This window comes from Chelativorans sp. J32, from assembly GCF_000518985.1.
GTDB lineage: Bacteria > Pseudomonadota > Alphaproteobacteria > Rhizobiales > Rhizobiaceae > Chelativorans.
Genome location: NZ_JAEQ01000015.1, coordinates 1 through 26,720, shown reverse-complemented (window position 1 = coordinate 26,720; position 26,720 = coordinate 1). Strand labels below are relative to the sequence as shown.

Annotated in this window: 26 protein-coding genes and 2 tRNA genes; 17 read left to right on the top strand and 11 right to left on the bottom strand. The window is 60.4% G+C overall.

Going from position 1 to position 26,720, the window contains the following annotated elements; all coding sequences use genetic code 11:
• Positions 1 to 218 precede the first annotated feature (218 nt).
• Positions 219 to 1,259: a cysteine synthase A gene (locus CHEJ32_RS0117475; protein WP_028034942.1), complete on the top strand. Its 1,041-nt coding sequence runs from the start codon at positions 219 to 221 to the stop codon at positions 1,257 to 1,259.
• 4 nt (positions 1,260 to 1,263) lie between these two features.
• On the opposite strand, the gene CHEJ32_RS25190 is transcribed toward CHEJ32_RS0117475, so the two are convergent.
• Both CHEJ32_RS25190 and CHEJ32_RS26360 read right to left on the bottom strand, forming a co-directional pair.
• The gene (locus CHEJ32_RS25190) at positions 1,264 to 2,034 is read right to left on the bottom strand and encodes a lipase family protein (RefSeq protein WP_051469729.1); all 771 of its coding nucleotides are present in this window, start codon (positions 2,032 to 2,034) and stop codon (positions 1,264 to 1,266) included.
• The gene (locus tag CHEJ32_RS26360; RefSeq protein ID WP_051469728.1) at positions 1,979 to 2,443 is read right to left on the bottom strand and encodes a hypothetical protein; all 465 of its coding nucleotides are present in this window, start codon (positions 2,441 to 2,443) and stop codon (positions 1,979 to 1,981) included. The genes CHEJ32_RS25190 and CHEJ32_RS26360 overlap by 56 nt, the downstream gene beginning before the upstream one ends.
• A 136-nt stretch (positions 2,444 to 2,579) precedes the next feature.
• Here CHEJ32_RS26360 and CHEJ32_RS0117465 point away from each other — a divergent pair, with 136 nt between their 5' ends.
• The 4 genes from CHEJ32_RS0117465 (at position 2,580) to CHEJ32_RS0117450 (ending at position 5,485) form a co-directional block, all read left to right on the top strand.
• A complete protein-coding gene (locus CHEJ32_RS0117465; RefSeq protein ID WP_028034941.1) occupies positions 2,580 to 3,317 on the top strand; it encodes an alanyl-tRNA editing protein in 738 nt (245 codons plus the stop codon).
• A gap of 101 nt (positions 3,318 to 3,418) precedes the next feature.
• On the top strand, positions 3,419 to 4,264 hold the full coding sequence (sseA, locus tag CHEJ32_RS0117460) for a 3-mercaptopyruvate sulfurtransferase (protein WP_028034940.1): 846 nt from the start codon (positions 3,419 to 3,421) through the stop codon (positions 4,262 to 4,264).
• Positions 4,261 to 4,830: a GNAT family N-acetyltransferase gene (locus tag CHEJ32_RS0117455; RefSeq protein WP_028034939.1), complete on the top strand. Its 570-nt coding sequence runs from the start codon at positions 4,261 to 4,263 to the stop codon at positions 4,828 to 4,830. The genes sseA and CHEJ32_RS0117455 overlap by 4 nt, the downstream gene beginning before the upstream one ends.
• 88 nt (positions 4,831 to 4,918) lie before the next feature.
• Positions 4,919 to 5,485, top strand: coding sequence for an OmpA family protein (locus CHEJ32_RS0117450; RefSeq protein WP_028034938.1), 567 nt, complete (start codon positions 4,919 to 4,921; stop codon positions 5,483 to 5,485).
• Between the two features lie 47 nt (positions 5,486 to 5,532).
• On the opposite strand, the gene ald is transcribed toward CHEJ32_RS0117450, so the two are convergent.
• Positions 5,533 to 6,648, bottom strand: a complete 1,116-nt coding sequence (gene ald / locus CHEJ32_RS0117445) for an alanine dehydrogenase (RefSeq protein ID WP_028034937.1) — start codon at positions 6,646 to 6,648, stop codon at positions 5,533 to 5,535.
• Positions 6,649 to 6,790: 142 nt separating this feature from the next.
• On the opposite strand from ald, the gene CHEJ32_RS0117440 reads away from it, so the two are divergent.
• On the top strand, positions 6,791 to 7,264 hold the full coding sequence (locus tag CHEJ32_RS0117440; RefSeq protein WP_028034936.1) for an Lrp/AsnC family transcriptional regulator: 474 nt from the start codon (positions 6,791 to 6,793) through the stop codon (positions 7,262 to 7,264).
• 114 nt (positions 7,265 to 7,378) lie between these two features.
• Positions 7,379 to 7,669 carry a Dabb family protein gene (locus CHEJ32_RS0117435; RefSeq protein WP_028034935.1) on the top strand — a complete coding sequence of 97 codons (291 nt, stop codon included), beginning with the start codon at positions 7,379 to 7,381 and terminating at the stop codon, positions 7,667 to 7,669.
• 2 nt (positions 7,670 to 7,671) lie between these two features.
• Here CHEJ32_RS0117435 and CHEJ32_RS25185 read toward each other — a convergent pair whose 3' ends face one another.
• Positions 7,672 to 8,532 (bottom strand): transglycosylase domain-containing protein, encoded by an 861-nt coding sequence (locus CHEJ32_RS25185; RefSeq protein ID WP_371179809.1) that lies wholly within the window; start codon positions 8,530 to 8,532, stop codon positions 7,672 to 7,674.
• Between the two features lie 395 nt (positions 8,533 to 8,927).
• On the opposite strand from CHEJ32_RS25185, the gene CHEJ32_RS0117425 reads away from it, so the two are divergent.
• Complete coding sequence (locus tag CHEJ32_RS0117425; protein WP_028034933.1) at positions 8,928 to 9,473, top strand: DNA-3-methyladenine glycosylase; 546 nt, start codon at positions 8,928 to 8,930, stop codon at positions 9,471 to 9,473.
• A gap of 105 nt (positions 9,474 to 9,578) precedes the next feature.
• Here CHEJ32_RS0117425 and CHEJ32_RS0117420 read toward each other — a convergent pair whose 3' ends face one another.
• The 5 genes from CHEJ32_RS0117420 to CHEJ32_RS27780 form a co-directional block, all read right to left on the bottom strand.
• Positions 9,579 to 11,846 carry a molybdopterin cofactor-binding domain-containing protein gene (locus tag CHEJ32_RS0117420; RefSeq protein WP_051469727.1) on the bottom strand — a complete coding sequence of 756 codons (2,268 nt, stop codon included), beginning with the start codon at positions 11,844 to 11,846 and terminating at the stop codon, positions 9,579 to 9,581.
• Complete coding sequence (locus tag CHEJ32_RS0117415; protein ID WP_028034931.1) at positions 11,846 to 12,340, bottom strand: (2Fe-2S)-binding protein; 495 nt, start codon at positions 12,338 to 12,340, stop codon at positions 11,846 to 11,848. Before CHEJ32_RS0117415 ends, CHEJ32_RS0117420 begins: the two co-directional genes overlap by 1 nt.
• A gap of 2 nt (positions 12,341 to 12,342) precedes the next feature.
• Positions 12,343 to 13,749 carry a cytochrome c gene (locus CHEJ32_RS0117410; protein ID WP_028034930.1) on the bottom strand — a complete coding sequence of 469 codons (1,407 nt, stop codon included), beginning with the start codon at positions 13,747 to 13,749 and terminating at the stop codon, positions 12,343 to 12,345.
• Positions 13,750 to 14,013: 264 nt separating this feature from the next.
• Positions 14,014 to 15,969, bottom strand: a complete 1,956-nt coding sequence (locus tag CHEJ32_RS0117405) for a PAS domain-containing sensor histidine kinase (RefSeq protein ID WP_028034929.1) — start codon at positions 15,967 to 15,969, stop codon at positions 14,014 to 14,016.
• 141 nt (positions 15,970 to 16,110) lie between these two features.
• Positions 16,111 to 16,410: a hypothetical protein gene (locus CHEJ32_RS27780; RefSeq protein WP_084032843.1), complete on the bottom strand. Its 300-nt coding sequence runs from the start codon at positions 16,408 to 16,410 to the stop codon at positions 16,111 to 16,113.
• Between the two features lie 183 nt (positions 16,411 to 16,593).
• Between CHEJ32_RS27780 and CHEJ32_RS0117400 the strand changes: the two genes are divergently transcribed.
• The 8 genes from CHEJ32_RS0117400 to CHEJ32_RS0117365 all read left to right on the top strand — a co-directional run bounded on the left by CHEJ32_RS0117400 (position 16,594) and on the right by CHEJ32_RS0117365 (position 24,023).
• Positions 16,594 to 16,668: transfer RNA gene (locus CHEJ32_RS0117400), tRNA-Asn, on the top strand.
• 159 nt (positions 16,669 to 16,827) lie between these two features.
• Positions 16,828 to 17,400: a transglycosylase SLT domain-containing protein gene (locus CHEJ32_RS0117395; RefSeq protein WP_028034928.1), complete on the top strand. Its 573-nt coding sequence runs from the start codon at positions 16,828 to 16,830 to the stop codon at positions 17,398 to 17,400.
• A gap of 123 nt (positions 17,401 to 17,523) precedes the next feature.
• The gene (locus tag CHEJ32_RS27220; protein ID WP_156936733.1) at positions 17,524 to 17,685 is read left to right on the top strand and encodes a hypothetical protein; all 162 of its coding nucleotides are present in this window, start codon (positions 17,524 to 17,526) and stop codon (positions 17,683 to 17,685) included.
• A gap of 227 nt (positions 17,686 to 17,912) precedes the next feature.
• A complete protein-coding gene (locus CHEJ32_RS0117385; protein WP_028034927.1) occupies positions 17,913 to 20,513 on the top strand; it encodes a DNA translocase FtsK in 2,601 nt (866 codons plus the stop codon).
• 557 nt (positions 20,514 to 21,070) lie between these two features.
• The gene (locus CHEJ32_RS0117380; protein WP_028034926.1) at positions 21,071 to 21,967 is read left to right on the top strand and encodes an FkbM family methyltransferase; all 897 of its coding nucleotides are present in this window, start codon (positions 21,071 to 21,073) and stop codon (positions 21,965 to 21,967) included.
• A 264-nt stretch (positions 21,968 to 22,231) separates the two neighbouring features.
• Positions 22,232 to 22,305 (top strand) — tRNA-Cys (locus tag CHEJ32_RS0117375).
• A gap of 193 nt (positions 22,306 to 22,498) precedes the next feature.
• Positions 22,499 to 23,377: a manganese catalase family protein gene (locus tag CHEJ32_RS0117370; RefSeq protein WP_028034925.1), complete on the top strand. Its 879-nt coding sequence runs from the start codon at positions 22,499 to 22,501 to the stop codon at positions 23,375 to 23,377.
• Positions 23,378 to 23,471: 94 nt separating this feature from the next.
• Positions 23,472 to 24,023: a DUF1003 domain-containing protein gene (locus CHEJ32_RS0117365; RefSeq protein ID WP_028034924.1), complete on the top strand. Its 552-nt coding sequence runs from the start codon at positions 23,472 to 23,474 to the stop codon at positions 24,021 to 24,023.
• A gap of 13 nt (positions 24,024 to 24,036) precedes the next feature.
• Here CHEJ32_RS0117365 and CHEJ32_RS0117360 read toward each other — a convergent pair whose 3' ends face one another.
• The gene (locus tag CHEJ32_RS0117360) at positions 24,037 to 24,816 is read right to left on the bottom strand and encodes a ZIP family metal transporter (RefSeq protein WP_028034923.1); all 780 of its coding nucleotides are present in this window, start codon (positions 24,814 to 24,816) and stop codon (positions 24,037 to 24,039) included.
• A 67-nt stretch (positions 24,817 to 24,883) separates the two neighbouring features.
• Entirely contained in the window at positions 24,884 to 25,537 is a 654-nt protein-coding gene (locus CHEJ32_RS0117355) for an exopolysaccharide biosynthesis protein (protein ID WP_028034922.1), read from the bottom strand.
• 388 nt (positions 25,538 to 25,925) lie between these two features.
• Between CHEJ32_RS0117355 and CHEJ32_RS25180 the strand changes: the two genes are divergently transcribed.
• Positions 25,926 to 26,720 (top strand): elongation factor Tu (locus CHEJ32_RS25180; RefSeq protein ID WP_028032971.1); only part of this gene is annotated, 795 nt, incomplete at its 3' end.

Genomic DNA, 26,720 nt, shown 5'->3' with positions numbered 1-26,720 from the left:
TTTTTGTAGCGGTCTGGTTATTCTGCACCGGCGGCCGTTTTCGGGAAAATTCGTCTGCGTAAGAGCCTTAAGCGCGAATTATTTGCCAACCTGGCACTAGCGGCGCGAAAACGAGAACTTGCAACGGAATGAACCGGTTTCTAGGCTCGATTGGAACGCACCAGATATCCCGCACGCGGCAAGATGTGTCTCCGCCCGCGCAGAAACGAGGATCCGCCATGCACCCGTCCGTCATCGAAGCAATCGGAAACACGCCACTGATCCGTCTGAAGCGCGCCTCGGAGGAGACGGGCTGCGAGATCTACGGCAAGGCCGAGTTCATGAATCCAGGACAATCGGTCAAGGACAGGGCAGGGCTCTTCATCATCCGCGATGCCGAGAGGCGCGGCCTGCTCCGGCCTGGCGGCGTCATTGTCGAGGGGACGGCCGGAAATACGGGGATTGGACTAACCGTCGTGGCCAAGGCACTCGGCTATCGCACGGTGATCGTGATTCCGGACACCCAAAGCCAGGAGAAGAAGGATGCGCTGCGCGTCCTCGGGGCTGAACTCCTAGAGGTGCCCGCCGTCCCCTACAAGAATCCGAACAACTACGTGAAAATCTCAGGCAGGCTCGCCGAACAGCTGGCCAGAACGGAGCCGAAGGGCGCCATTTGGGCAAATCAGTTTGACAATGTGGCCAACCGCGACGGGCATATCCGCACCACGGCGGAAGAGATCTGGCGCCAGACGGATGGCAGGGTTGACGGATTCGTCTCGGCGGTCGGAACCGGCGGCACGCTTGCCGGCGTGGCCGCGGGTCTCAAGGATAGAAACCCGGCCATAAAGATCGCGCTGGCCGATCCGTTGGGAGCAGCGCTGTTCAGCTATTACACCGCCGGAGAACTGAAGGCGGAGGGAAGCTCGATTACGGAGGGGATCGGGCAGGGGCGTATCACCGCCAACTTGGAAGGTTTCCGCCCTGATTTCTCCTATCAGATCCCCGACGAGGAGGCGCTGCCGATCGTCTTTTCGCTCGTTCAGGAAGAAGGACTTTGCCTGGGCGGCTCGACCGGCATCAACATCGCCGGTGCGATTCGCATGGCCAAGGATTTGGGACCCGGCCACACGATCGTGACGATCCTGGCCGATTATGGCACCCGCTACCAATCCAAGCTCTTCAATCCCGCCTTCCTGCGCGAGAAGAAGCTTCCTGTGCCGAGATGGATGGAAGAGACGCCGAATATTTCGATGCCTTTCGAGCCGACGCCGGCGGGTTAAGCCTTCAATCGGTGCCGTCATCGACGCGCGGCAGATCTGCGCAATCAGTTGGCGCCGGGGATCTTGCGAAACGGTCAGATATCCACTGAACGGCAGAGCTCGTGGCCCGCGAAAGGATCCCCATATGATCGAGCCCTTTTCCGACAAGGAATTGGACTGAATGACCACTCCGGCAGGCCGCTTCTGCGAAATCTCGCGTCACCTCCGGTCGGACGACCGGGTCCGCACTCCCCTGAGCGATGAATAGCGGCGCGCCAGCCGCTTTTGCATCAGGCGTGTTTCTCTGCAGCAAGGTCCGCCAGGGTTCGGCCTCCGTCAGATCACCGTGAATGAAATCCCGATCGATCGCCTTCTCCCGCTCCATAAGAACGATTCCCTGCAGAATGTCCTCCATGCAATCGTCTGCGATGCGATCGACTGCGGCAATCGCGGGCGCATCGAGGAGGGGAGACAAGGGGGCGTCGAAGACCTTGTTCCACGACCATATGGCAAACGCAGTGAGCACCTTACCGGCCTTGCTCTGAAGATCGTCATCCAAAAGTTTCGGGAGATCGGTCGCCGGTGCGGCTACCGCAACGCCGGCAAGCTCGAGATCCGGCGCGTAGTCGGCAGCGAGTTGACCGGCAAAAAGCGCGGCATGGCCGCCTTGAGAATGCCCCCAGAGGGCAAACCGCATCGAGGCGCCGGCATTCTTGAGTTTTGTTGCAGCACGAACGGAATCAAGTACGGCCCGCCCCTCGCTGTCGCCAACGAGATAGGGGTGAGGAGACCACATAGCCGCGCTTCAAGAGCTCAGCAGCGCCGGGAACATGTTCGAAAAAGTCCGCGCGCAGAGAAGGGGCGCAGCGGCTCGTCACGCCTGTGGTGCCGTGCGCCCAGCCAACGACAGGCCTTCCATCCGCGGGCGCTCCGCCTTTCGGAGCGGCAATGACACCCGAGACCGCTATGGGCTCGCCTGCAAGTCCCGTCGAAACATACAGCACACGCCAAGCCTGCGCATCGACGACCACCGGCCCAGGGAACGGCTCCACACGAAGAACGTCTCCCGGCGAGGCTTTGATCTCCTCATCAATCCTGTAGAAGGGACCGGGGCCTGATGGCTCGGCCAGCCATCCGGTGGTCAAGATGGCTGCCGCCGCAACCGCGGTCGCACGGAAAACGAAATTAGGGATTTGGTGGGCCATGCGCATTCCCGCGAGACTGACAATTCAGCAGGACATTTGACATCATCCCGGCAGAAAGCCAAACCAGCCGTTTCCCTGACCTGTCGAGATGGTTATTCCTGCTTGAAATCGTCAACCCGAACCGACTGGAGAAGCGATGCCCACTGAAGCGCTCTTTCGCGAACAACCCTACCTGACTTCGGCCGAGGCGAAGGTCCTCGGAATCACGGATCGCGGTGGCATCATTCTCGACCGCACGATTTTTTACGCCACGTCTGGCGGCCAACCCGGCGATAGCGGTCATTTCCTTCGTCCGGACGGGTCGAAGACAACCATCGCCACCACCGTCACCGGTGAAACGAAGGAAGACATAATCCATGTGCCTGCCGAAGGTGAAACGTTGCCGGAAGCGGGTGAAACGGTACAGCTCGCGATCGATTGGGAGCGCCGCTACAAACTGATGCGCATGCACACCGCTTGCCACCTGCTGAGCGTGATATGCCCTTTTCCCATAACGGGCGCTGCCGTGGACGAAGTGGATTCCCGCGTCGATTTCGACGTCCCTGAGGCGGGCTGGACTAAGGAGGAGGTCACCGAGCGATTGATGGAACTGGTGAGGGCCGATCATCCGGTGTTTACCCGCTGGATCAGCCAGGAGGAGCTCGCCGCCAATCCGGGGCTTGTGAAGTCCAAGAATGTGCGGCCGCCCGTTGGCGCCGGCCGTATCCGGCTGGTTTGCATCGGCGAGAATTCTTCTGTCGATAGCCAGCCCTGCGGCGGCACTCATGTGGAGCGGACGGGGGAAGTTGGGGAAATCCACATCGGGAAGATCGAAAAGAAGGGGCGGGAGAACCGCCGTTTCCGTATCCGCTTCGGGCCGCTACCCGTCACCTGATTGCCAGCGCGCCAAAACCGGTCCTCCTGTCGAGGTTAGATAAAATCTTTTCTTTCCGCGCGATTGGGTGGATGATCACCCAAACATCCCAGGTAGATGGCATGAGCGAGAAGAGTCCATTTGTTGTGTCCGCCGATTGGCTCGAAGAGCGCCTTGGCAGTCCAGGACTGTCGATCATCGACGGGTCCTGGTACTTTCCAGGCCGCGACGCGCGGGCCGAGTATGACGCTGCGCATATTCCCGGCGCGGTGTTCTTCGATCAGGATCTGGTGGTGGATCCCGAGTCCGATTTGCCACATGCATTGCCGGACCCGTTGACCTTCGAGCGCCATGCAAGTTCGATGGGAATTTCGAAGGACGACACCATCGTCGTCTATGACGGTCCGGGCTTTATGTCCGCTCCGCGCGTCTGGTGGCTGTTTCGCATCATGGGTGCGAGGAAAGTGTTCGTGCTCGATGGCGGCTTCGATAAGTGGCGATCCGAGGGCCGGCCGGTCACGCGCGAGCAGACCAAGATCGCTCCGTCCGCCTTCGTTTCGGAATTCGATTCAAACCGCGTCGTTCTCCTCGAGGAGATGCGCGGCATCGTGGAGCGGCGAGAAGCGCAGATTGCCGATGCCCGCGCGTCCGGCCGCTTCAACGGAACCGAGCCCGAGCCGAGGCCCGGCCTTCGCGGCGGCCATATGCCCGGAGCGGTGAATGTTCCTTCCTCCTCCCTTGCCGAGAATGGGTCGTTTCTGCCGCTCGACCGCCTGCGCGAACGCCTGGAGGCGGCGGGAATCGATCTTTCCACGCCTGTTGTGACGTCCTGCGGCTCGGGTGTGACGGCGGCCGTCATTACCTTGGCGCTCGAATCACTCGGCCATAGGGACAATCGTCTTTATGACGGTTCATGGAGCGAGTGGGGAAAGCAGCAGGATACGCCGGTGGTGACGGGGGAGAAATGAGCGGGAAGCCGAACTCCCGTACCCGCACGCTGACGGCGGTTGTGACGCATCTGCGGATGGACGCTCAGCCGCAGCGATATCCGCCGTCACCGATGGGGATGCATTTGGCGCTCCTCAAATGCCGTTCCATGCCCATTCATTTCTATCGCTATCTTTACGACCGTGTCGGCAGGGATTGGCACTGGACCGCAGCGCTGACGCTTTCCGACACGGATCTCAAGGAAAGGCTGGATAGTCCCAGAACCGATATCCGCGTTCTCTACATGGACGGGGCACCGGCCGGCTTCTTCGAGTTGCGGCGGATTACCGAACAGGAATGTCGTCTCGTCCATTTCGGGCTGATGCCCCACGCCATCGGGTGCGGGCTTGGGAGGTGGTTCCTGGGAGCGGCAATCCAGGCAGGTTGGGAACACCAGCCGCGGGTGGTATCGGTGGAGACGTGCACTCTGGACCACCCGGCCGCCTTGCCGCTTTACCAGAAGCTCGGCTTTTCCCCGATCTGGCGGAAGGAAGAGACGGTACGTGAGCTCTCCCCTGAAGCGCGCGCAGACGTGCTTCTTCATTAAGGCCCTCCAGGCGTTCTGCCGGTCCCGTGCATTTGCGATTCAGCTGTGCTCAGCATGATGCCGCCCGTATCAATGTTCGGAGCATATTATGTTGAATCGCCGCTCTTTCATTTTCACGAGCTTCACCGCTGCCACGGTGACCGCTCTTTCTCCGTCGGCTTTTGCGCAGGCAGAGATGCCTTCGGAGACGCAGATCCTGCGCCGCTTGGATGCCGCACCTCGTCAGCGCGTCAGGCCTGAAGAAAGGGTGACCGTCGAACAGTTGAAGAGACGCCCGGATCTGCGCCGGCGCGCGCCTTCAATAGACATTCAGGCGATCAATTTCGAATTCAACTCCGCGGATATCCCGCCTTCGCAATATCAGAAGGTGGAACGCATAGCCTCTGCTTTGCGCCAGATACTGCGCCGTCGGCCAGGGACGCGTATCCTCCTGGAGGGCCATACTGATGCTGTCGGCTCACAGGACTATAATCTGCCCCTTTCCGAAGCGCGCGCGCAATCGCTGAAGAATCTCCTTGTCCGCCGCTTCCGTATCCCTTCCCGTATGCTCGAGACGGTCGGCTATGGAGAGGAGTCCTTGCTCGTGCAGACTCCTTACGAAAATTGGGAGAACCGCCGCGTCACGTTGCGCAGGATCGATGATTTCGTGCGCTAGCGGATCATTGGCTTCGGAGGTCGGACGGCTGACGCCTTCCGGTCTTCCTATGCAGCAATGGCCGCTTTCGGTTCGATCATTTCGTAGCCTAGGGAATCCGCAACCGCACGGTTGGTGATGCGGCCCTTATGCACATTGAGACCGTTGCGCAGGTTCGGATCGTCCGCCAGTGCCTGAAGACCTCTGTCCGCAAGTTGCAAGCCAAAGGGCAGGGTGGCGTTGTTGAGGGCGTGCGCAGACGTGACCGGCACCGCCCCCGGCATGTTCGCAACGCAATAATGGATGATTCCGTCCACTTCGTAGGTCGGGTCCGAGTGTGTGGTTGGACGCGAAGTCTCAAAACAGCCGCCTTGATCGATTGCGACGTCCACGAGTACGGCACCTTTCTTCATGCCGGATAGCATTTCGCGGGTGACCAGCTTGGGAGCGGCCGCACCGGGAATCAGCACGGCGCCGATTACCAAGTCCGCTGAAAAACATTCCTCTTCGACGGCTTCAACGGTCGAATATCTCGTGTGGATACGCCCGCCGAACAAATCATCCAACTGGCGCAATCTGGAAATCGAACGATCGATGACCGTTACGTCAGCTCCCAGACCTACGGCCATCTTGGCCGCGTTAAGCCCGACGACTCCGCCACCGATGATGGATACTTTTCCCGGGAGGACACCGGGCACGCCTCCCAGCAACACGCCCCGCCCGCCATTTGCCTTTTGCAGCGCAGCGGCGCCGGCCTGAATGGCAAGCCGTCCCGCTACCTCTGACATGGGCGCAAGCAATGGCAGTCCTCCGCGATCGTCGGTTACGGTTTCATACGCAACGGCCGTCACGCCGCTTTCGATCAGCCCCTTGGTCTGGTCGGGATCCGGTGCAAGGTGGAGATAGGTGTAGAGGATTTGACCTTCGCGAAGCTGCACCCATTCGGAGGGCTGCGGCTCCTTCACCTTCACGATCATGTCCGAGCGGGCAAAAACCTCCTCAGCCGTCTTCGCGATTTTAGCGCCGGCGATCCTATAGGCATTGTCATCGGCTCCAATCCCGGTGCCGGCACCGGTCTCGACGAGAACATCGTGACCATGAGCAACATATTCGCGCACCGCGCCCGGTGTCAGTCCGACGCGGTATTCATGGTTCTTGATTTCCTTGGGACATCCGATACGCATTGCTGCCTCCAGCCGGCCGTAATTCGACGGTTTTAGGAAATCACAAAGGGCCCGAAAGGTCCTTGCGAATATATTGACCCATCCCCGTCGGTACCGCGAATTCTTGCGCTCCGATAACATTTCACGGGAGGAATTGCGAAAAATGGCTTTAGATCGGATCGATATTGCAATTTTAAGTGCGCTCCAGGAAGACGGCCGCATGCCCAATGCGGCTCTCGCGGAAAGAGTAGGTCTCTCGCAATCGGCTTGTTCCAGGCGACTCGACAATCTCGAGCGGGCCGGCTTCATCAAGGGGTATCACGCCAAGATTTCCAACGCAGCGCTCGGCCACGGTATGACGGTGATCGTGCATGTTTCACTTTCAGGTCAGTTCGAGAAAACGTTGAGCGACTTCGAGGCGGCGATCAAGCGTTGCCCCAATGTCCTTTCTTGTCACCTGATGTCGGGGGAGTATGACTACATCCTGCGCATCGCGGCCCGCGATCTGGAGGACTATGAACGCATCCACAAGGATTGGCTGAGCGGGATGCCTCATGTCATCAAGATCGTCTCTGCCTTCGCTTTACGGGAGGTGGTCGACCGCACGGACATTGGCATCCGACCTGAGGTGGGCTAGCGGCGGCCGAACACGGCCGGCATGTAAATCAGGCAAAGGCTACGATCCGTCCCGCTTGACTTCTTCCGCATGAGGGCGCCTTTGCCCGCGACACCCAGCCTAGGAGGCGACCACATGATTCGTCACATCGTTTTCTTCAGTGCCAGGAATCAGGAGGATGTCGATCTGATCGCCGAACATCTGCGTGGGCTGGGCCAGATTCCGCACAGCGATTTCTTCGAAATAGGAATTAATCGCAAGGTGGACCAACTCGGGACCGAGGTAGACGTCGTGGTCTATGGGGAGTTCCGCGACGAGGCTGCCTTGGCCGCTTACAAGGCGCACCCAATCTATTCCGAGACAACGGCCAAGGTACGCCCGTTGCGCGAGTTGCGCATTGCTGCGGATTTCGTTTCGCGCGTATAGGCCTATTTCTCGCACAGCCGGCGCGGGCCGCTATAGGGCTGGTACGTGCAATCTGACGGGTGGAACGAACGATAAGCCCGTGCACAGGCGTTGACGTTGCATGCCGCGGGGCTTCCCGAACCAGCCGGCAAGATGGTGGAGCGTCTGTCCGATCCCGGAGATAACACCAGCTCCCCGTAGCGTCTTTTTGCAGTCTCGGCCTCAGCCGCGGTCAGCTTTCCGTCCGCAACCATGAGATCGAGCACCAGATTGGCGCGCGTGACGGCTCCTTCCGGATTTTCCAATGGATTGAGCATTGAGGGGGCGCGGATCAGGCCGGCCAACAGTGCCGATTCGGCAAGATCGAGATCTTCTACCTTCTTGTCGAAATACACACGCGCCGCGGCTGGCATGCCCGTCGCACCTGCGCCAAGGTAGATGCTGTTGAGGTAGCGGGTAAGGATTTCGTCCTTATCGAGTCTTTGCTCCAGCCACACGGCGATCACTGCCTCCTGGATTTTCCGCTTGAACGTGCGGTCATGGCGCAGATAGGCGATCTTGACGAGTTGCTGGGTAATCGTGCTCCCGCCCTGCACGATCGCGCCGGCCTGGAAATTGCTCACCACCGCTCTGGCGATGCCGCGTAAATCGAGGCCGAAATGGTCGTAAAAACGACGATCTTCAACCGCGAGCACGGCATCGACGAGATGCGGCGGGAAGTCCGCTCTTGATGCATAGCCGTTTTGCTCGGCGGGAGATCCAGAGTTGGCTTCTTCAGCTTGCATAGCCCCGATTGAACCGCTGGCGACATCGCGCCAGGGCACGTCCTGCAGCGCCCAGACAAGCAAAGCAGTGAGGGTCACGAACCCCAGGAGCAACAGCACCGCGAGCGCTCGAAGGAGCGACCTTGACGAGCGCTTATCGTTCGTGTCGGCTGCAGCCGCGGGCCACAATCTGCCAGCGGTGCGCTTTAGACCAGTGGAAATATCGTTTCGCAGGGTCAAGATCGATAATTGCGAGGCGGGTAGCTTTTCCGCAAGCCTCGCTTCCCTTCGTCCCGGGGACTTTGCCGAGTTGTCCGGCGGTCGTCATATCTGGGCTTGCACGAGAGTTCCGTCATGCCGCTACACGACACCTCCATCGTTGCTTCATAAAATAGAGTAGTTCGGTCTGGTGTAAAAGCTTTCCACAATGCAAGACGAGACGATCGTTCACACGTTCGTGCTTGACCTCTCCAGCCTCCTTATTGCAATCGAAGGCAAAGGCCTTTCGTTCAGCTATGTCTCTCACCACCTTCTTCTCACGTTCTGCAATCGACGTTGCAAAAGACCTGATCGGAGCGGAATTCTTAGTCGGCCCGACGGGTGGCATCATTGTGGAGACGGAAGCTTATGAGCTGGAGGATCCGGCCTCGCACAGCTTTCGCGGTCCCACGGCTCGCAACAAGGCGATGTTCGGTCCCCCGGCTCATACCTATATTTACCGCTCCTACGGGATACACTGGTGCCTGAACTTCGTCTGCCTGCCGGGTAGCGCGGTCCTTATACGTGCCCTTCAGCCTACAATGGGCATTGGTCTTATGCAGCAACGCCGGCGGACAGATTCGCTGAAACAGCTTTGTTCCGGCCCGGGGCGGGTAGGGGAAGCGCTCGGTATCGATCGATCCCTGGATGGGCTGAATCTCGCCGAGCCGCCGTTCAGGCTTTGCCTTGCAAATGCAAGAGCCCCGTTCATGACGGGCACGCGCATCGGAATTTCGCGGGCGGCCGAGATGGAATGGAGATTCGGTCTGGAGGGATCGAACTTCGTTAGCCGCAAGTTTTGACGAAATCTGCTTGGCGCAGGCCTAATTCGCATAGTCCGGATCGCGCAGCAGCGCGCGGCGGATCTCCCCCGCTAGGAGGGAGATCTTCGACTTAATTTCGATCGTTCAGACGCCGATCGCCTGCTTCACCCGCTCGCGCGTAAAAGGCAGGTCGTAAAGCCGCACGCCGGTCAGCTGGCGAAAAGCGTTGCCAATCGCGGCGGGCGTCGGACCCTGGGCCGCCTCTCCGGTTCCGAGGAAGGGCTGTCCCGGCGAATCGATCACGTGGACCTCCACGCTATCCGGTGCGCTTGGGAAACGTAAAATCGGATAGCTCGACCAATCCGTGCTGGTGACGCGAGTGTTGTCAAAGGTCACCTGTTCGAAGAGCGTCCAACTCGTGGCCTGGATGATGCCACCCTGCGTCTGGTTCCGGATGCCGTCGGGGTTTACCGCTTCGCCGCTGTCGATCGCAGCCACGGCGCGGGAAACGCGGGTGCGGCCAGTTTCGCGCTCAAGTTCGAGTTCGAGCGCGACGGCCAGATAGGCTGCATGGTTCTTGTAGCGCGCGAAAGCAAAGCCGCGGCCTCTGTCACCTTTCGGCGCGCCGGAAGACCAGCCGAACTCCTCCGCCGCCCTTTCCACAACAGCCCGGGCACGAGGATCTTCCAGGTGGCGCAGCCGGAATTCCACCGGGTCCGTGCCAGCGAGGAGTGCGAGTTCGTCCATCGTGCTCTCGATGGAGAAGACGTTCGCATAGGCGCCCAGCGCGCGCAGCGCCGAGACCCTGAGCGGCGTTTCCGGCACATAGTGCCAGAGAACCCGGCGGTTCGGGAAGACATAGAGCGGGTTGGCGTTCCGATCGCCATTGCCGGACTGGCTGATATTGAATCGCGGGGCCGGAACGGCGAAAGCCTGTGCCCTATGCCGCGCCGCGAGCAGGTTGCCTGCGCCGCCGGGGCGAGAGGAATGAAGATTGCTCCAAAGCTCGTAGTTCCACCCGGTGATCCGCCCGTCGTCGCCCACGCCGGCGCGGATCTTCGTCAGCATCGCCGGCCCGAAAGGCTCCCAGGCATGCTCATCCTCGCGCATCCACTGCACCCGAATGGGCCGTCCCGGTACGGCGGAGGCGATCAAGGCCGCATCCGCGGCTGCATCGTCGGCGCCGTTGTGACCGTAGCAACCGGAGCCTTCCATATGGATCACACGGACCTGGGCGATGTCCATGCCCAGCATTTCGGCAATGGCTTCCTGGTCGGGATAGACGCCCTGGGTGTGCGACCAGACGGTGAGCTGGCCATTGTCCATATGGGCGACGGCGCAGGAAGGACCGATGGAGCCATGGATCTGGTAGGGGCGCCGGAAAGTTGCCTCGAAAATCTTGCCGGTGACCTCGGGCGAACCCTCCTCGGCCACGGTACCAATGTCACCTTTGGTGGCCTCCAGGAATGCCTGCAGATTGTTCTGGTCGGGCAGCACCGGTTGTTCCGTCCAGCGTGCCGCCTGCTGTAGAGCGCGCATGGCGCTGATCGCTTGGAACTCACCTTCAGCGACTACCGCGAGAAAACTGCCGTCACGGATCACCGAGACCACGCCCGGCATCTGTTCGACCGCTGCGGTATCCACCTCCTGCAGCTGTGCGGAAGGACTCGGCGGGCGCACGACGCGGGCGTGCAGCATGCCCTCCAGCCGCAGATCCTGGACATAGGCCACACCGCCGGTGACCTTGCCGGGGATATCGACGCGGGGCAGCGACTGGCCCATTACGCGAAGCTTGTCCGGGCTTTTGAGCAGCGATTCCGGCTGCGCCTCGACTGCGAGCAGTTGATCTGTGACGAGTTCGCCATAGCCAATCGTCCGGCCGTCCTGGGCTACGATGCTCTTGGCCTCGGCTCGAAGCGTTTCGCGCGGCACGTTCCAGCGGCGCGCGGCCTCGGTGATCAGGATCTCCCGGACCTGCGCCGCAGCGTTCCGGATCGCCGTGCCGGAATTCTGCATGGATTGGCTGCCGGCGGTGAAACCCTCATCGGGGGTGCGTCCCGTGTCCGCGGTGACGAGGTTGATCTCGCCGGGTTCCACCTCCAGCTCTTCGGCAGCTACTTGCCGCAATGCCGTCTTGATGCCCTGACCAAGCTCCACCTTGCCGGTGAACACCGTGATCTCGCCCTCGGCATCGATGCGAATCCAGGAATCAAGGCGACGTGCGTCGTTCAGGCTGCCGGGCAATTGGGGAGGCTCGGGCGCTGCGGCGGGCGGCGCGGGCTGCGGCTGTGCCGACACATGCGGGGCGATGGCGAAGCTGACGATCAGCGCACCGGTACCAACAAGGACACGCCGGCGGGTGATGCCATTGCGACCCTGCGTGTTGAACTCGTCCTTGGGAATAATGGTCATTATCCAGCCCTCCTCTCGGTCGGGGCAGATGCCTGCTGCATCAGTTCGCCCGCACGGCGGATCGCAGCGAGGATGCGCATATGCGTGCCGCAGCGGCAGAGATTCGTCATAAGCGCGTCGCGGATCTCCCGATCGCTGGGTTCCGCGTTCTTCCTGAGCAGCACATGGGCGCTCATCATCATGCCCGGAATGCAGTAGCCGCATTGGGCTGCCTGCATCTCCATGAAGGCGGCCTGCAGCGGCCCGGGCTCCTCGATCGTGCCGAGCCCTTCCACGGTCGTGATTTCGCGGCCTTCCATCAAGGACACAGGGGTGACGCAGGACAGCACCGCCTCGCCATCGACCACCACCGTGCAGGCGCCGCACTGCCCGAGGCCACAGCCGAACTTGGCTGCGTTCAGCTCCAGATCGTTTCGCAGCACATAGAGAAGCGGCGTCGCAGGATCGACATCGATCTCATGCGTTTCGCCGTTAACATTCAGGGATATCGCCATTGCTAATCCTCCGCATCCTCCGCGCCACCACTGGCGCCGACATTTTCCGGCCCTCTTTCGATGCCGTCAGCAGGGCGAACCGCCACCTTGTACTGACCTGAGCGGGTGCGGGCGACAAGGTCCGCGACGTCCTCCCAGGCAGGCGCCTCCGAATACCGCTCGCGCATGTAAGCGAGCAGGTCGGCCATCTGTTGGTCATCGAGCACATTCGCAAAGGCCGGCATTACCGCACTTGCCTCCCCATCCGATGGTGGAAGCCCGAAGAGCACCACATTCACTATGTTCTGCGGGTTGGGTGCATTTACGGCAGTGCTGAGCGAAAAGCGCAGTCCGCCAAAGGGCAGGGGTTTGCTTCCATTATGGCATCCGGCGCAGGCGCTGGCGTAGATCGCCGCCCCCGGATGCTGCGCATCGCCCGCCTGCGTGTCGGTTGCCGGGGCAGCTTGAACCGCCGTCTGCCCCTGGGAGATTTCCGCCTTCAGCTGCTCGGCGCGCTCGCGGCGGGTCTGGTCGGGTTCGCCCATGACCGAGGCGACATAGGTCGCTATCGCGGCAATGTCGCGGTCCGGCAGAAGACCTAGATTGCCTGTGACTTCAGCCATCGGCCCACGGGAGACGCCATGCCACTCATGCCAGCCGTTGCGCAGGTAGAAGGCGAGACTGTCCGCGTCCCAAGGAATGGGAGCGGGGGAGGTGGCATTGATGGCATAGGCCTGCCAGCCCTCTGCCTCGCCGCCGGCAAAATGACGGTCGGAATCAACGGCGCCAAAGCGGTTTCGCGGCGTATGGCAGGCGCCGCAATGGCCGAGGCCTTCGGCGAGATAGGCGCCGCGGTTCCACTCCTCGCTCTGGGCTGTGTCGGGCTGGAACGGGCCCTTGTCCAAAAAGAGAAGATTCCATCCGGCCAGGATCATCCGCATGTTGAAAGGGAAGGGCAGGTCATTCTGCGGCGGGGTAGAGCGCACCGGCTCGCGCGTCATGAGGAAGGCGTAAAGTGCCCGGTTGTCCTCATCCGTAACAAGCGTGAAATGATCATAGGGGAAGGCGGGATAAAGGTAACGACCTTGGCGATCCACCCCCTCTCGCATGGCACGCTGGAAGGCTTCCTCGCTCCAGTTTCCGATGCCGCTCTCGGGATCCGGCGTGATATTGGTGGAATAGATCGTTCCGAAAGGTGTCGGGATGGCAAGGCCTCCCGCAAAGGCGGGCTGGCCCGGCACCGTGTGGCAGGCGATGCAGTTGCCGACAGCGGCAAGCTGTGCTCCTTGCGCGACGAGATCCTCGTTAAAAGAAGATGGATCGACAGCAGCCACAGGCTCGATCTCGCCGCGCCAGGCAATCGCAAACAACCCCGCCGCAACAATAAGGATCAATATCAATACGACTGCAAGAAAACGTATGAAACGCACCGGATCCACCTCCTCGCCCTTCGGGATGAGTGCCGAGCCTGCGTTGGCCCAGATCGCCGTGCCGCCCCCCAATACGCATTAGATATGCCCGGACAGGATAGCTTAATCCTACCCCATTGAAAACGCGAATGTCGGAAAGTGCAGCGGCTCCGAGTGGCCGCGGCCGGATGCAGCGCTCGCTGCGTCTTAGCCACGGATTCCGCAACGGCAGTTCGGAATTCGGTCCTTGGTGCCTAACCGGTCAGGACGGGAACTCGGCCGCCGTTATCTGGAGAGGGCGTGGGCAGCGAGCGCTTCAGAGAGCTTGCTTGCGAGCTGCTCCTGGTTGAAGGGCTTCGACAGACGCGGGAACTGGACCCTGATGCTCTGCGAAAGCTCGGCAAACCCTGTCGCGATAATGACCGGAAGGTCCGGCCACTCCGCCCTGATCGCATTGGCCAGTTCGTCACCTCGCATGCCCGGCATCGCCTGGTCGGTGATGACGATGTCGACATCCTTCTTTCGCCGCAATGCATTCAAGGCTTCTTCACCGGAAGAAGCCTCTATGACGGTATGCCCGAGATCCTCCAACATGGCCGCCGTGTTCAGGAGAACCAGCGGGTCGTCATCGACGACCATGGCCACCAGTCGACTTTGCTGATCCGGTACCGCGTTTTCGGCAGCAGGCTCACAGATTTCGGCCAGTTCCTCGGCGGTAGCAATCGGCAGCCATATCTCCGCCGTGGTGCCTTCCCCTTTCTTGCTGTCGAGACGCAGCCACCCGCCCGATTGCTCCGCCAGCCCCTGTACCATCGAAAGGCCAAGGCCTGTTCCCTTGCCAACTCCCTTGGTGGTGAAGAATGGATCCGTCGCACGCGCGAGAACCTCCTGGTCCATGCCCTCTCCGCGGTCCTCGACCGAGAGGCAGATATAATGGCCCGGAGAGAGCCGGGGCACATATCCCGTCTCCACGAACTCCTCACGTGCGGAGATGATCAGCGGTCCTCCCGAAGGCATGGCGTCCCGGGCATTGAGCGCCAGATTGAGAAGTGCGGACTCGAGCTGGTTGGCGTCGGTGTGGACTTTCGGAAGGGCAGCGGGAAAACGGAATTCAAGCCGTATCTGGGGGCCGAGCGTACGCTGGAGGAGTTCACTGATGCCGTTGACCAGCATCGGAATATCGACCGCACTCCGCCTCAGTTCCTGGCGTCGCGCAAAGGCAAGCATGCGCTGCGTGAGCGCGGCGCCGCGTTGCGCCGCCTGCATGGCGTTATCGGCAAGGGTCCGGACCCGTGCATCTTCCGCCGGCAGCCTGCGAACCAAGAGATCGAGGCTGCTCAAAATCACCATGAGCAAATTGTTGAAATCGTGCGCAATGCCACCGGTGAGCTGTCCGATCGCCTCCAGCTTCTGGGCTTGGAACAGCGCTTCCCGTGCTTCCTCAAGTGCGCGCTGTGCTTCCTTCTTTTCCGTGATGTCCCGCGTGACCTTGGCGAAGCCGATGAGCTCCCCCCGTTCGTCGCGGATGGCATCGATCACCACGCTGGCCCAGAAGCGTGTACCGTCCTTGCGGACGCGCCAACCTTCCTTCTCGAAACGGCCTTCCTTTGCGGCAGTTCTAAGGCCGCGCTGCGGCTCGCCCCTTTCCCGCTCCTCGTCCATGTAGAATCGCGAGAAATGCTGCCCGACGATCTCGTTGGCGTCATAGCCTTTAATTCTCTCAGCGCCGGCATTCCAGCTCACGATCCGGCCGCTGGGGTCGAGCATGTAGATGGCGTAGTCGGTAACGCTTTGAACCAGCAGGCGGAACTGCGCCTCGCTCTGCTTGAGCGCGGCTTCGGCGGCTTTGCGTTCCGTAAGGTCGCGGGTGATCTTTGCAAAGCCGATCAGCTTGCCGGAAGGGTCCCGAATGGGATCGATGATCGCATGCGTCCAGAAGCGGGAACCATCCTTGCGCAGGCGCCATCCTTCCGATTCGTAACGCCCCTCCGAGGCAGCCGTAGCGAGGGCCCGTTCCGGAAGTCCAGCCGCGCGGTCTTCCTCCGTATAAAATTGCGAGAAATGGTGGCCGATGATTTCTGCGGCCTTATATCCCTTGAAGCGTTGGGCGCCCGGGTTCCAGCTCACCACATAGCCGTCTGGGTCAAGCATATAGATCGCGTAATCGACGATCGCCTCTACCAGAAGGCGATATCGATGTTCAAACGACCCTGACAAGACGTCCCGGTTGCCGCGTAGCATTTGGTTCCCGCCCATTATTTTGCTGTCCCGCAATTCCAGGCCGAAAACGCCGCTATAGGCGCAAAGGTTGCGGATTGCACACCGAAATGGAGAAAATGTGATTTCAAGGTGTGCATTTTCCTTATCCGGGCCTGATCTTCGTCAACGGTGTGCCGAACTGGAGGACGATTTTTCGCGCCTTCGGCGATGCCACCACACCTCCAGACGGCGACGGAACCTTCGTATTGCGGGAACGTCATAGGACAGGACAAACAGTCCAAGCGGCACCATCCAGAAACCCAGTATCGGGAGGAAGCCGAAAAAGCCAAGCACAATCAGTATCGAGCCGATTGCGATTCGCGCTCCGCGCGACCGGGGCATCCGAATCCGCCGCCCGGCAAAGGAGATGTGATGATGTTTTCTACCGGGATCACCGCTCTCAGGAGTTTCGCTTTGCCGCATGCGTTGCTTGGCTTTCTATTGGTTTGGCGCTCTTGCGATGCCCTCGTTGCGTCACCCATATGTAGTGAGGCAGCACCGAATGCGAAGCGTCAATTCGGACTTTGTGAAAAAATTGCAGAAACCTGCTTTGCAAAGCTCGAATGTCTTTGCTATAGGCTCCGCCACACGCTCAGAGCGAGGCATTCCCCGGTAGCTCAGCGGTAGAGCAACCGGCTGTTAACCGGTTGGTCGCTGGTTCGAATCCGGCCCGGGGAGCCACTCTTCTTCAGCCTCATTGCGCGATTGCCGGGCCGCCCGTTCCAAGCGGCGTCATCCGGCTTGCCTGAAGCCTGCAGATTTCCCGATCGTTAACGCCTGCCTAAGGGGAATGTTAGGATTCTCCCGATACATCTCCGCGCAAAAGTGGAGTGTTCGCCCATGCGCGCCGCGGCCCTCATCTTGCTGCTCGCACTAGCCGGGTGTGCAAGTACCCCTCGCAACATCAACAATGTCTGCGCCGTTTTCGACCAGAAGGACGGCTGGTTCGCCAATTGGTACAGTGCCGCAAAGCGCACAGAGCAAGCCTATGGCGTTCCGGTGCCTATACTGATGGCTACGATCCGGGTGGAATCCGGCTATCAGGCCCATGCGAGGCCACCTCGCAAAAAGATCCTCGGCTTCATACCGTGGAAGCGGGCATCAAGCGCCTATGGCTATTCGCAGGCGCTGGACGGGACCTGGACGCAATACAAGCAGGAAACGGGACGCTGGACTGCTGACCGCAACCGCTTCAGCGACGCGGTGGATTTCGTCGGCTGGTATCACCGCAGCAGCCATTTGCGAAACGGCATTCCCCTTAACGACGCCTATAACCTCTACCTTGCCTATTATGCCGGCCATGGGGGCTACGCACGCGGTGTGTGGAAGAACAACGCCCATATGAAAAAGGCTGCAGAGAGGGCCGCGGCGATGGCCAATCAGTATGAGGCGCAACTATCCGGCTGCAGATAACCGGTTAGCCCGTCTTGCTCCAGCCGGCGAGGAGGATCGCCATTTTTTGATCTGCCGGAAATTGCCAAACATTAAGTGCCCGCTAATTGGTGAATAAGAGACGGGCATTGGATGTTGGCAGGCATGAAAACCGCACCGAAAAATCGCCATCTTACCTCAACGCAAATTCGCCTCGGCGATATGGATGAAGTTCAAATTCGTGCATGGGTCGATGCTGGCTATATGTCGGCCGAAGAATACCAGGCCGAAATGGAGCGCCGACGCTCCGAAGCTGGTCGCAAGTGATCGGCAACCTTCTTAAACTGACATCTCAGCTTAACGCGCAGGGATAAGCATCTGTTTTACAGTCAGAATCGCACCGTACGCCAGCGCTTACGGTCGTGACGTCTCGGTTATCCGCGCTCCCTCTATCCGAATTTTTCCTTCGGCAGGGCCCTCTCTTAGGGAAGCTGTTAACCTTCATTTTCTATTACCGAGGGGGAGAGTCGTCGTCAGCATTCGAGTCTATTGTCATGCATTTTCCCCGGTCGAATTTTTCCGCTCAAAGCTTGCACCAGGATCAGTCCGTGAGAGATGATCGCAGGGGCAGCGACACAGCCGCGCGGCCACCTCTAACGCACCGCCGTTTTGGTGAAGACACCTCGCAGGTGGCAGGCCGTGCGCTCGTCCAGCAAGGCCGACCTTTGGAAAGGCAGCGCGCGGAGGCAGCCGGTTCTCCAGCGCATCCCATGCTGGAACGATCGGAGGAGAAGTTCCGGGATCAGCCCTGGCAAAGCTATTTTTTCCTTGCCCCCAATGTGCGCTTCACCCGCACGCCGGAACGAGAGTTCATTAGGCGTCGCCCGGCTGAGCCCGAGCAGGTTCTGGATACAGAACCCCGGCAGGAAGCCGTGCGGGCTGAAGACATCGGTGCGCAGGAAAATGCCGGTGGCGAGACGCATGCGCCGCTCGAATCGGTTGCGCTGCCGCGCAGCGCATATCCGTTTGGATCTTTGCTCGATCAGGCTCAGGCAGCGGAAGCCGCCACTATGCGCGCCGAGGGCTCCCATTCACATCGGCCTGAGTGGCAGGCGGGTGCGATCCTGAACGCCAATCCTCTCGCTCGCCAAGCCCTTGGACAGGCTCAGTCGGGGCGGGCCCTTTGGTCCCACCTTTCCGATCACGCCTTCTTCGAGCTGATGCCCTTCGAGGGCCCTCAAGAGCGGGACACCGTCTCGTCCGCGCAGTCCCCGATAGCCGAAGCAAAATCGAGCGCGAACGCTGTCACGACCAGGCCGATCCAGATTCCCGTGCGGCAGCCCTCCGAGATCACGTCGCTCTTCAAGGTAATCGAGTGCCGGCCTGCTTCTGCATCTGCCAGCGCAAGGGATCCGGAGATCCAGAGCCAGGAGGTAAGCACCTGCACGTCGGAGGAACTGGCTGAAACGCAGACCGCTGCGGCCGATGCCGACGGGCCGGTTACCGAGGCGTATGAGCGCGTCCAGTCGGGAGCGCAGGTCGTGCCTTTCCCGCCGGCCTCCTTGAAGCGCCCTGGGGCGGTGGCGCGGAAGCGCATGTCCGTGGAAGGCTCCTACGAGTTCCCGTCCGAGGATCTGCTGCAGGACGCGCCCGAGGGGCAGGGCTTCTACATGACCCAGGAACAGATCGAGCAGAATGCCGGCCTCTTGGAAAGCGTTCTCGAAGACTTCGGCGTGCGCGGGGAAATCATCCATGTCCGCCCGGGCCCGGTCGTGACCCTCTACGAATTCGAGCCGGCACCGGGTGTGAAATCCTCGCGCGTCATCAATCTGGCCGATGACATTGCCCGCTCCATGTCGGCTGTTTCGGCCCGCGTGGCAGTCGTCCCGGGGCGCAACGTCATCGGCATCGAACTGCCGAATGTCTCGCGCGAAACGGTCTATCTCCGTGAGCTCATCCAGTCGAACGACTTCCACAAGACGGGCTACAAATTGGCGCTCTGCCTGGGCAAGACGATCGGAGGCGAGCCGGTGATCGCCGAACTCGCCAAGATGCCGCACCTGCTGGTGGCCGGCACGACGGGCTCGGGCAAATCGGTCGCGATCAACACAATGATCCTGTCGCTGCTCTACCGGCTGCGGCCCGAAGAGTGCAGGCTGATCATGGTCGATCCCAAGATGCTGGAGCTCTCCGTCTATGATGGCATTCCGCATCTGCTCACCCCTGTCGTTACCGACCCCAAGAAGGCTGTGACGGCGCTGAAATGGGCGGTGCGCGAGATGGAGGACCGCTATCGCAAGATGGCGCGGCTCGGCGTGCGCAACATCGACGGCTACAACCAGCGCGCCGCGGCGGCGCGCGACAAGGGCGAACCGGTGCTCATCTCCGTGCAGACCGGCTTCGACCGGTCGACAGGCGAACCGATCTTTGAAGAGCAGGAAATGGATCTTGCTCCGATGCCTTACATCGTCGTTATTGTCGATGAAATGGCCGACCTTATGATGGTCGCCGGCAAGGAGATCGAGGGCGCGATCCAGCGGCTGGCGCAGATGGCGCGCGCCGCCGGCATCCATCTCATCATGGCGACCCAGCGTCCTTCGGTGGATGTGATCACCGGCACGATCAAGGCCAATTTCCCGACCCGCATTTCCTTCCAGGTGACATCGAAAATCGACAGTCGCACGATTCTGGGCGAGCAGGGGGCGGAGCAACTTTTGGGGCAGGGCGACATGCTCCATATGTCCGGCGGCGGGCGCATCGTGCGCGTGCATGGGCCTTTCGTTTCCGACGAGGAGGTGGAGCAGGTTGTCGCTCACCTGAAGACGCAGGGGCGGCCGGAATATCTCGAGACCGTCACCGCGGATGAAGAGGAAGAGCAGGCTGCCGAAGAGGACAGCGCCGTGTTCGACAAGGGTGCGATCGCGTCCGAGGACGGGAATGATCTCTACGACCAGGCGGTCAAGGTGGTCCTGCGGGACAAGAGATGCTCCACCTCCTATATCCAGAGGCGGCTTGGCATCGGTTATAACCGCGCCGCCTCGCTGATCGAGCGGATGGAGCAGGAGGGGCTTGTGGGCAAGCCCAACCATGTCGGCAAGCGGGATATCCTGATGGGCAGCCGGGATACCGCCCCCAGGGAGCAGGAGGCGGACTGACGCTGAGGTCTGGGTCGGGCGGGTGGCGTCGTTCTGAATGAACCATGGAAATCGTTCAGAATGAGCCGTCACCGTTTGACGCGGTAGCAGCCGCTGGCTTGAGTAGCCTGTTTGCCCGGTCCAGACGTCCCGGAACAGATCGAGGCCGGGTACACCCCACCTGACCCCATACGACGATGAAGAAGTCGAAGGGCGGAATACCTCATGATCGAGCAAGCGCAGGCTTTCGCGGGCACTCGATCAAAATTCGTGGAGACCCGGCAGGCCATCGAGCAGAAGAGTGCGAAGACGAGCGCGCTTATCGATGTCGAGGCTTCCACCACGCGTGCTGCTTATAAGGGCCTACATGCTGCAAACCGCTATCGCTCGATCCAACATCCGCGATCTGCGCGAGTGGATTGCCCCTTAGCAGCAAAATCTATGTCAATCCTTGACGGCGTGCATCGTCAGCGAACTCTGTTGTGCACACCGGCGAGAAAGCAGGCCAGAAAGGCTAGACTGCCTTCCACCCGCGCCTGAGATATGGCATGGAGCCTATCGGGCTGCGGAGATGGGGAATGAAGTTCTACGGACAGTTTGATCCTCCGGTGGATCGCTTCCTATTTGAACGCTATTTCCCCGACCGAGGCATTTCCGGTATCTTCGTAGAGTGCGGCGCATTTGACGGCCTGACCGAGTGCTCATGCAAGTTCTTCGAAGAATCGTTGGGTTGGAGCGGCTTCAATCTAGAACCCGTTCCAGCCCTATTTGCGGCGTTGCAACGCAACCGCCCGAACTCCCGCAATCTCCAGCTTGCCCTCTCGGATAGGGGTGGGTTGTCTCTCTTTCGGCACGTGCACCATCCTAATCTCGGTGAGCATTTCGGTAATGGGTCTATAACCCACGCGCCGGATCACCTGGCGGACTTAAAGGCGCGCGGGTGCACGGTAGAGGAGATCGAAGTGCTCACGATCACTTGGCGCGATTTCACGGATAAAGAGGGGATCGATCAAGTCGACCTTTTGGTCCTCGACGTGGAAGGCCATGAGATGCAGGTTCTGAAGGGCATGAAAGGCGGCCGGGTTTGGCCGCTCGTCATGTGCATCGAGTATGGCCATATTGGCCTGGGAAGACTCCGATCTGAGATGAGCAGCCTTGGCTATGAATATGACATCAGCTCGAATGCAAATGCGTTTTTTGTGAGAAGGGATGTCCTCCCCTTGTTCGCGCTCAGACGATCGCGGATGCCGGCTGAATATTCCAACGACGCAGATGAAGCGATCTGCCGGCTGGAGCATACACTTCAGCACCTTAAGGAACGGGAACAGGTGCTCCTGTCTCATATCGAGAGCATCGAACGATCGCGAGGGGTGCGCGATAAGGTGGCTAAACCGTGTCTTAGGTCGTGCCTGACCAAAGTTCTCGAGTTGCAGCCACGAACCCATCCTCGAGCAGTCTTTGCTGGAGGAGACTAGCGGTCACGATCAACGAGTGGCTGCAAGCAGCCTGAGCCCGCCTGGATTCGGGCAGGCGTTGATGGGATGACTGCCCTTGGGAGTTCCAAAAAAAGGTGAATCTGCCGCTGATCAAGGCGCTAACAAGGAAAAACATGGACATCGGTTTTTGATCCTTGACGGGACAAACTGAAAACGCTTATTCGGGATGCGCAAAGGCGATTTTTCGGAATGAAAATTCACGTCCTGTGCAAACGACTGAAAAACCTTGTGTTTTCGTCGAGGGGCCTCGTGGCGGAGTGGTTACGCAGAGGACTGCAAATCCTTGCACCCCGGTTCGATTCCGGGCGAGGCCTCCAATCAGCTTTCCAGGACCGGGCGCCCATGCGGCGCCCTTTGTTTTCGCGCTTCGCACCGTCTCCCGATAACCGGAACTTGGCTCGATCATAAATTGTGCTCGCTCGAGGGTGCCGGGAACATGCGGCACCCGCCGAGGTTCGCGAGGATATGCCGCTTCAGCCCGCGGTCCTTCCCGAACCAGAGGAGAGCATGATGTTCTTTCGAACGAACCAATTTCAATATCACGCAAAGCCCGAACGTCCGGATCCGGTCTACGCCAAAAAGCTGCAGGAGGTGTTGGGCGGCCAGTGGGGAGAGATCAGCGTCATGATGACCTATCTCTTCCAAGGCTGGAACTGTCGCGCGCCCGCCAAATACCGCGACATGATCCTGGACATCGGCACCGAAGAGATCGCGCATGTGGAAATGCTGGCAACGATGATCGCCAGGCTCCTGGAGACCTCGCCGGTCGAGGCTAGGGAGGATGCGGCGAAGAATTCGGCGATCGGAGCAGTGCTCGGCGGCTCGCGCCTGGAGGACGTGATCGTCTCGGGCATGAACCCGCAACATGCGATCGTTTCCGGACAGGGAGCGACCCCAACCGACAGCGTAGGCTATCCCTGGAATGCGCGCTACACCATCGCTTCGGGCAATCTGCTGGCCGACTTCCGCTTCAATGTTACCGCCGAATCGCAGGGCAGGCTGCAAGTCTGCCGGCTCTATGAGTTGACGGACGATCCGGGCGTGCGCGATATGCTCTCCTTCCTGATCGCCCGCGACACCATGCATCAGAACCAGTGGCTGGCCGCCATAGCCGAATTGGAAGCAGATGGCCTCGACATGACGCCGGTGCCGATGAGCTTCCCGCAGGAGAAGGAAATGGCGGAAGTCGCCTACCAGTTCTGGAACTGTTCCGGCGGTACCGAAAGCCAGCAGGGGCGCTGGGCAGCGGGACCGTCGCCCGATGGGCAGGGCGAATTCGAATATCTAGCCGATCCGCAGCCTTTGGGCGAGGTCGTTGAAGAGTTAAGCCAGGGCGATCCACTGCTGCACGGCACGCCCAAGGCGCCGATGCCGCCTTCTTCGACCTGACGACCGGAAGCGGCATCTCGAGGAACATTCCGGCGAGGTTTCCGGTTTTCGCAATCCGGCAGGAGGCTGCCGGATTGCCCATGGACGTTCCATTATGACTTCACCCACACTGCCTCCACCTCCCGCGGACAAGCTGAGCAGCGCGCTCAAGCGCAACATCGAAGCCATCGAGAAACGACGCGCCGACGAAGCAGAGCAGGCAAAGCTGGAGGAGCGGATCGCGGATGCGATCACCGGTTTTACCGGCAGCATGCGCTTCGTCTACCTGCATCTTGCTGTCTACGGCTTCTGGATCGTTTCCAATCTGGGTTTCATACCCGGAGTCCCGCGCTTCGACCCCACTTTCGTCGTTCTGGCGATGGTGGCTTCAGTAGAAGCGATATTCCTGTCGACCTTCGTGCTCATCAGTCAGAACCGAATGGCCGCGGCGGCCGACAAGCGAGCCGACCTCGATCTGCAGATCAACCTCCTCACCGAGCATGAACTGACGAAATTGGCCGAGATGATCACCGCGATCGCGGACCGGCTGGATTCAAGGCTGCCGCTATCGGACCGGGAAGTCCGGGAAATAAAGAGCGATATCGCGCCGGAGGCGGTGCTGGACGAGATCGAGGCGCACAGGAGGGAACAGGAGGGTACTTCGTAATCCCCCGCGAATACTACATCAGTTCGGACAAGATGAGGATCGTGAGGAAGCCGGCGCAGATCGCGATCGCAGAGGACTCCTGGTAGTGATGGTCCTCTGCCTCGGGCACCAGGTCCGTGACGGTCAGGTAGAACATGCCTCCGGCGCCTATGGCCAGAAGGAAACCGAGAAGCCCGGGCGGCAGGCCGCGTAACGCGAACCATCCCACCATAGCCGAGACGAACAGCGACAGAGCAATGATATTGGTCCATTTCAGGATGCGCCATTTGTAACCCTTCTCGGTTTCCTTGCGAACGAGTTCACCGATGCTGAGGGCCTCGCTGATATTGTCGATGAAAATCGCGGCGCCAACGATGAAAGCAACACTGGGATCTATTGCGGCGCCCACACCAATGGTGATGCCCTCGATCAGCTCCTCGGCACTCGTTGCGCCGGCAAGGACCGTTACTTGGCTGCCATGAGGCTTGTGGCGCCGATGGAAAGATCTGACGAAGCCGATTTGGTCGGCTTCACCACCGGCCATGCGACCACGGTTCACGAGGAGATCGAGACCATAAACAAGGGCAAATCCTAAAGCGAAGCCGCCGACGGTTATCACGAGCGAGGACTGTTCCAGCGCCTTAGGCACCATCTCGAACGCGAAGGTGCCGAGCAGGACACCAGCGGCAAATCCGACGGCCATCGAAAGCAAGAAACTGCCCGCCCGCAGATAGATGGCGATAACACCACCGGCCGTGGAAGCAAGCGCAGCCGAGAACGCGACGGCGAGTACGGTCAGAGCTTGTCCATCCATGCTGGCGATCCCTCAACGCAAGCCCGTGAACGGGCCGCTGAGGGGAAAGTTCCTCGCCCGGCCTGGTTTAGAGTTGCCGCGTCAGGAGGAAGATCGCCCCTTTCACAAGCGCGAAAACCACGCCACCTGCGACGATCGCGGACACGCCGGCAAGCAACACGCCGACGACGATCCAGACGCCATCGCGGCCGAGAATGCCGAACGAGAAAACGGAGATGGAAAGGGCCGGAAGCATGTTGCCGAGCGGGACCGGCAGAAGAAGGACGATCGCCAGCACCAGACAGAATGCCCCGATGACATGCTCGGCGGCCGGGCTGACAAGGGGAAGGAGGCGAGGGCGAAGCAAGCGCTCGGCTCGACGCAGCCAAGGCGCGGCGCGCTCGATGAACACCGCAAAGTCGGCCCGGCGGATCGACCGGGTTCCGATGAATTTGGGCAGCCAGGGACTTTGGCCGAGCATGAGCTGCGCGGCGAGAAAGACGAGCGGCAGCCCGAGCAGGCCGGAGGTTCCCGGCGGCATGGGCAGAACATTAGGAAGCGCGAAGACCAGCATCAGGGCGCCGAACGCGCGGTCACCCATGGCATGAACCAGATCGTTCACCGAGATGCGCTCGCGGGTCGTGTCCTCCGCCATGGCCTGGAGAAGACGAGAAAAGCGGCGGGGTGACCTGCGGCCTCTGTCGATGTCGGCGTTTTCGTCGTCCGGAGTTCTGTGGAGCATTACCTTCTCTCGTGGGAGCGCGCAGTAGAGCCGGTTTAGCCGGTTTCCGCAACCCGAGTATGACGACGAGATTACGCTGCGCGTTGCCTGGCCCGCCGGCCCGTTTTTCCGACAGGGTTGCCGGTGGAATAATCAGTTCTTCCCTATTGTGTGTGATAAACTGTCGGCGGTTTGATGTGTCCGCGAGAGAAATCGGACGAAATGCAGCACCCAGCTTTGATCCCGGAGGGTCGAGTGGCTCTGAACTGCCACCTATCGGTGTACCGCATCAGCCAGATATGCTGCGCTCCCCCGGTGCTCCGGGCGATAGGGGCTTGTTTTTTGCGGTCTTTGTCGTTAATCGCCCCGCAACTGAAATCCAAAACCACGCCGCCCAAGGGAATTTGAGATGGCCAAAGGTAAATTTGAGCGTACGAAGCCGCATGTGAACATCGGGACGATTGGTCACGTCGACCATGGCAAGACGTCTCTGACGGCAGCGATCACGAAGTTTTTCGGCGAGTTCAAGGCGTATGAGCAGATCGACGCGGCGCCTGAGGAGAAGGCACGCGGCATCACGATCTCGACGTCGCATGTGGAGTACGAGACGGAGAACCGTCACTACGCCCACGTGGACTGCCCTGGCCACGCCGACTATGTGAAGAACATGATCACGGGGGCGGCGCAGATGGACGGCGCGATCCTGGTGGTTTCGGCGGCCGACGGCCCGATGCCGCAGACGCGCGAGCACATTCTTCTGGCCCGCCAGGTCGGCGTTCCGGCGATCGTTGTGTTCCTGAACAAGGTCGACCAGGTTGACGATCCGGAGCTTCTGGATCTGGTTGAGCTTGAGGTTCGCGAGCTTCTGTCGAAATACGAGTTCCCGGGCGACGACATTCCGATCATCAAGGGCTCGGCGCTTGCGGCGCTCGAGGACTCCAACAAGGAGATCGGCGAGAATGCGGTCCGCCAGCTGATGGCGGAAGTGGACGCCTATATCCCGACGCCGGAGCGTCCGATCGACCAGCCGTTCCTGATGCCGATCGAGGACGTGTTCTCGATCTCCGGCCGCGGCACGGTGGTGACGGGTCGCGTTGAGCGCGGTGTTGTCAAGGTCGGTGAGGAAGTCGAGATCGTCGGCATCCGTCCGACCTCGAAGACGACGGTGACGGGCGTCGAGATGTTCCGCAAGCTGCTCGACCAG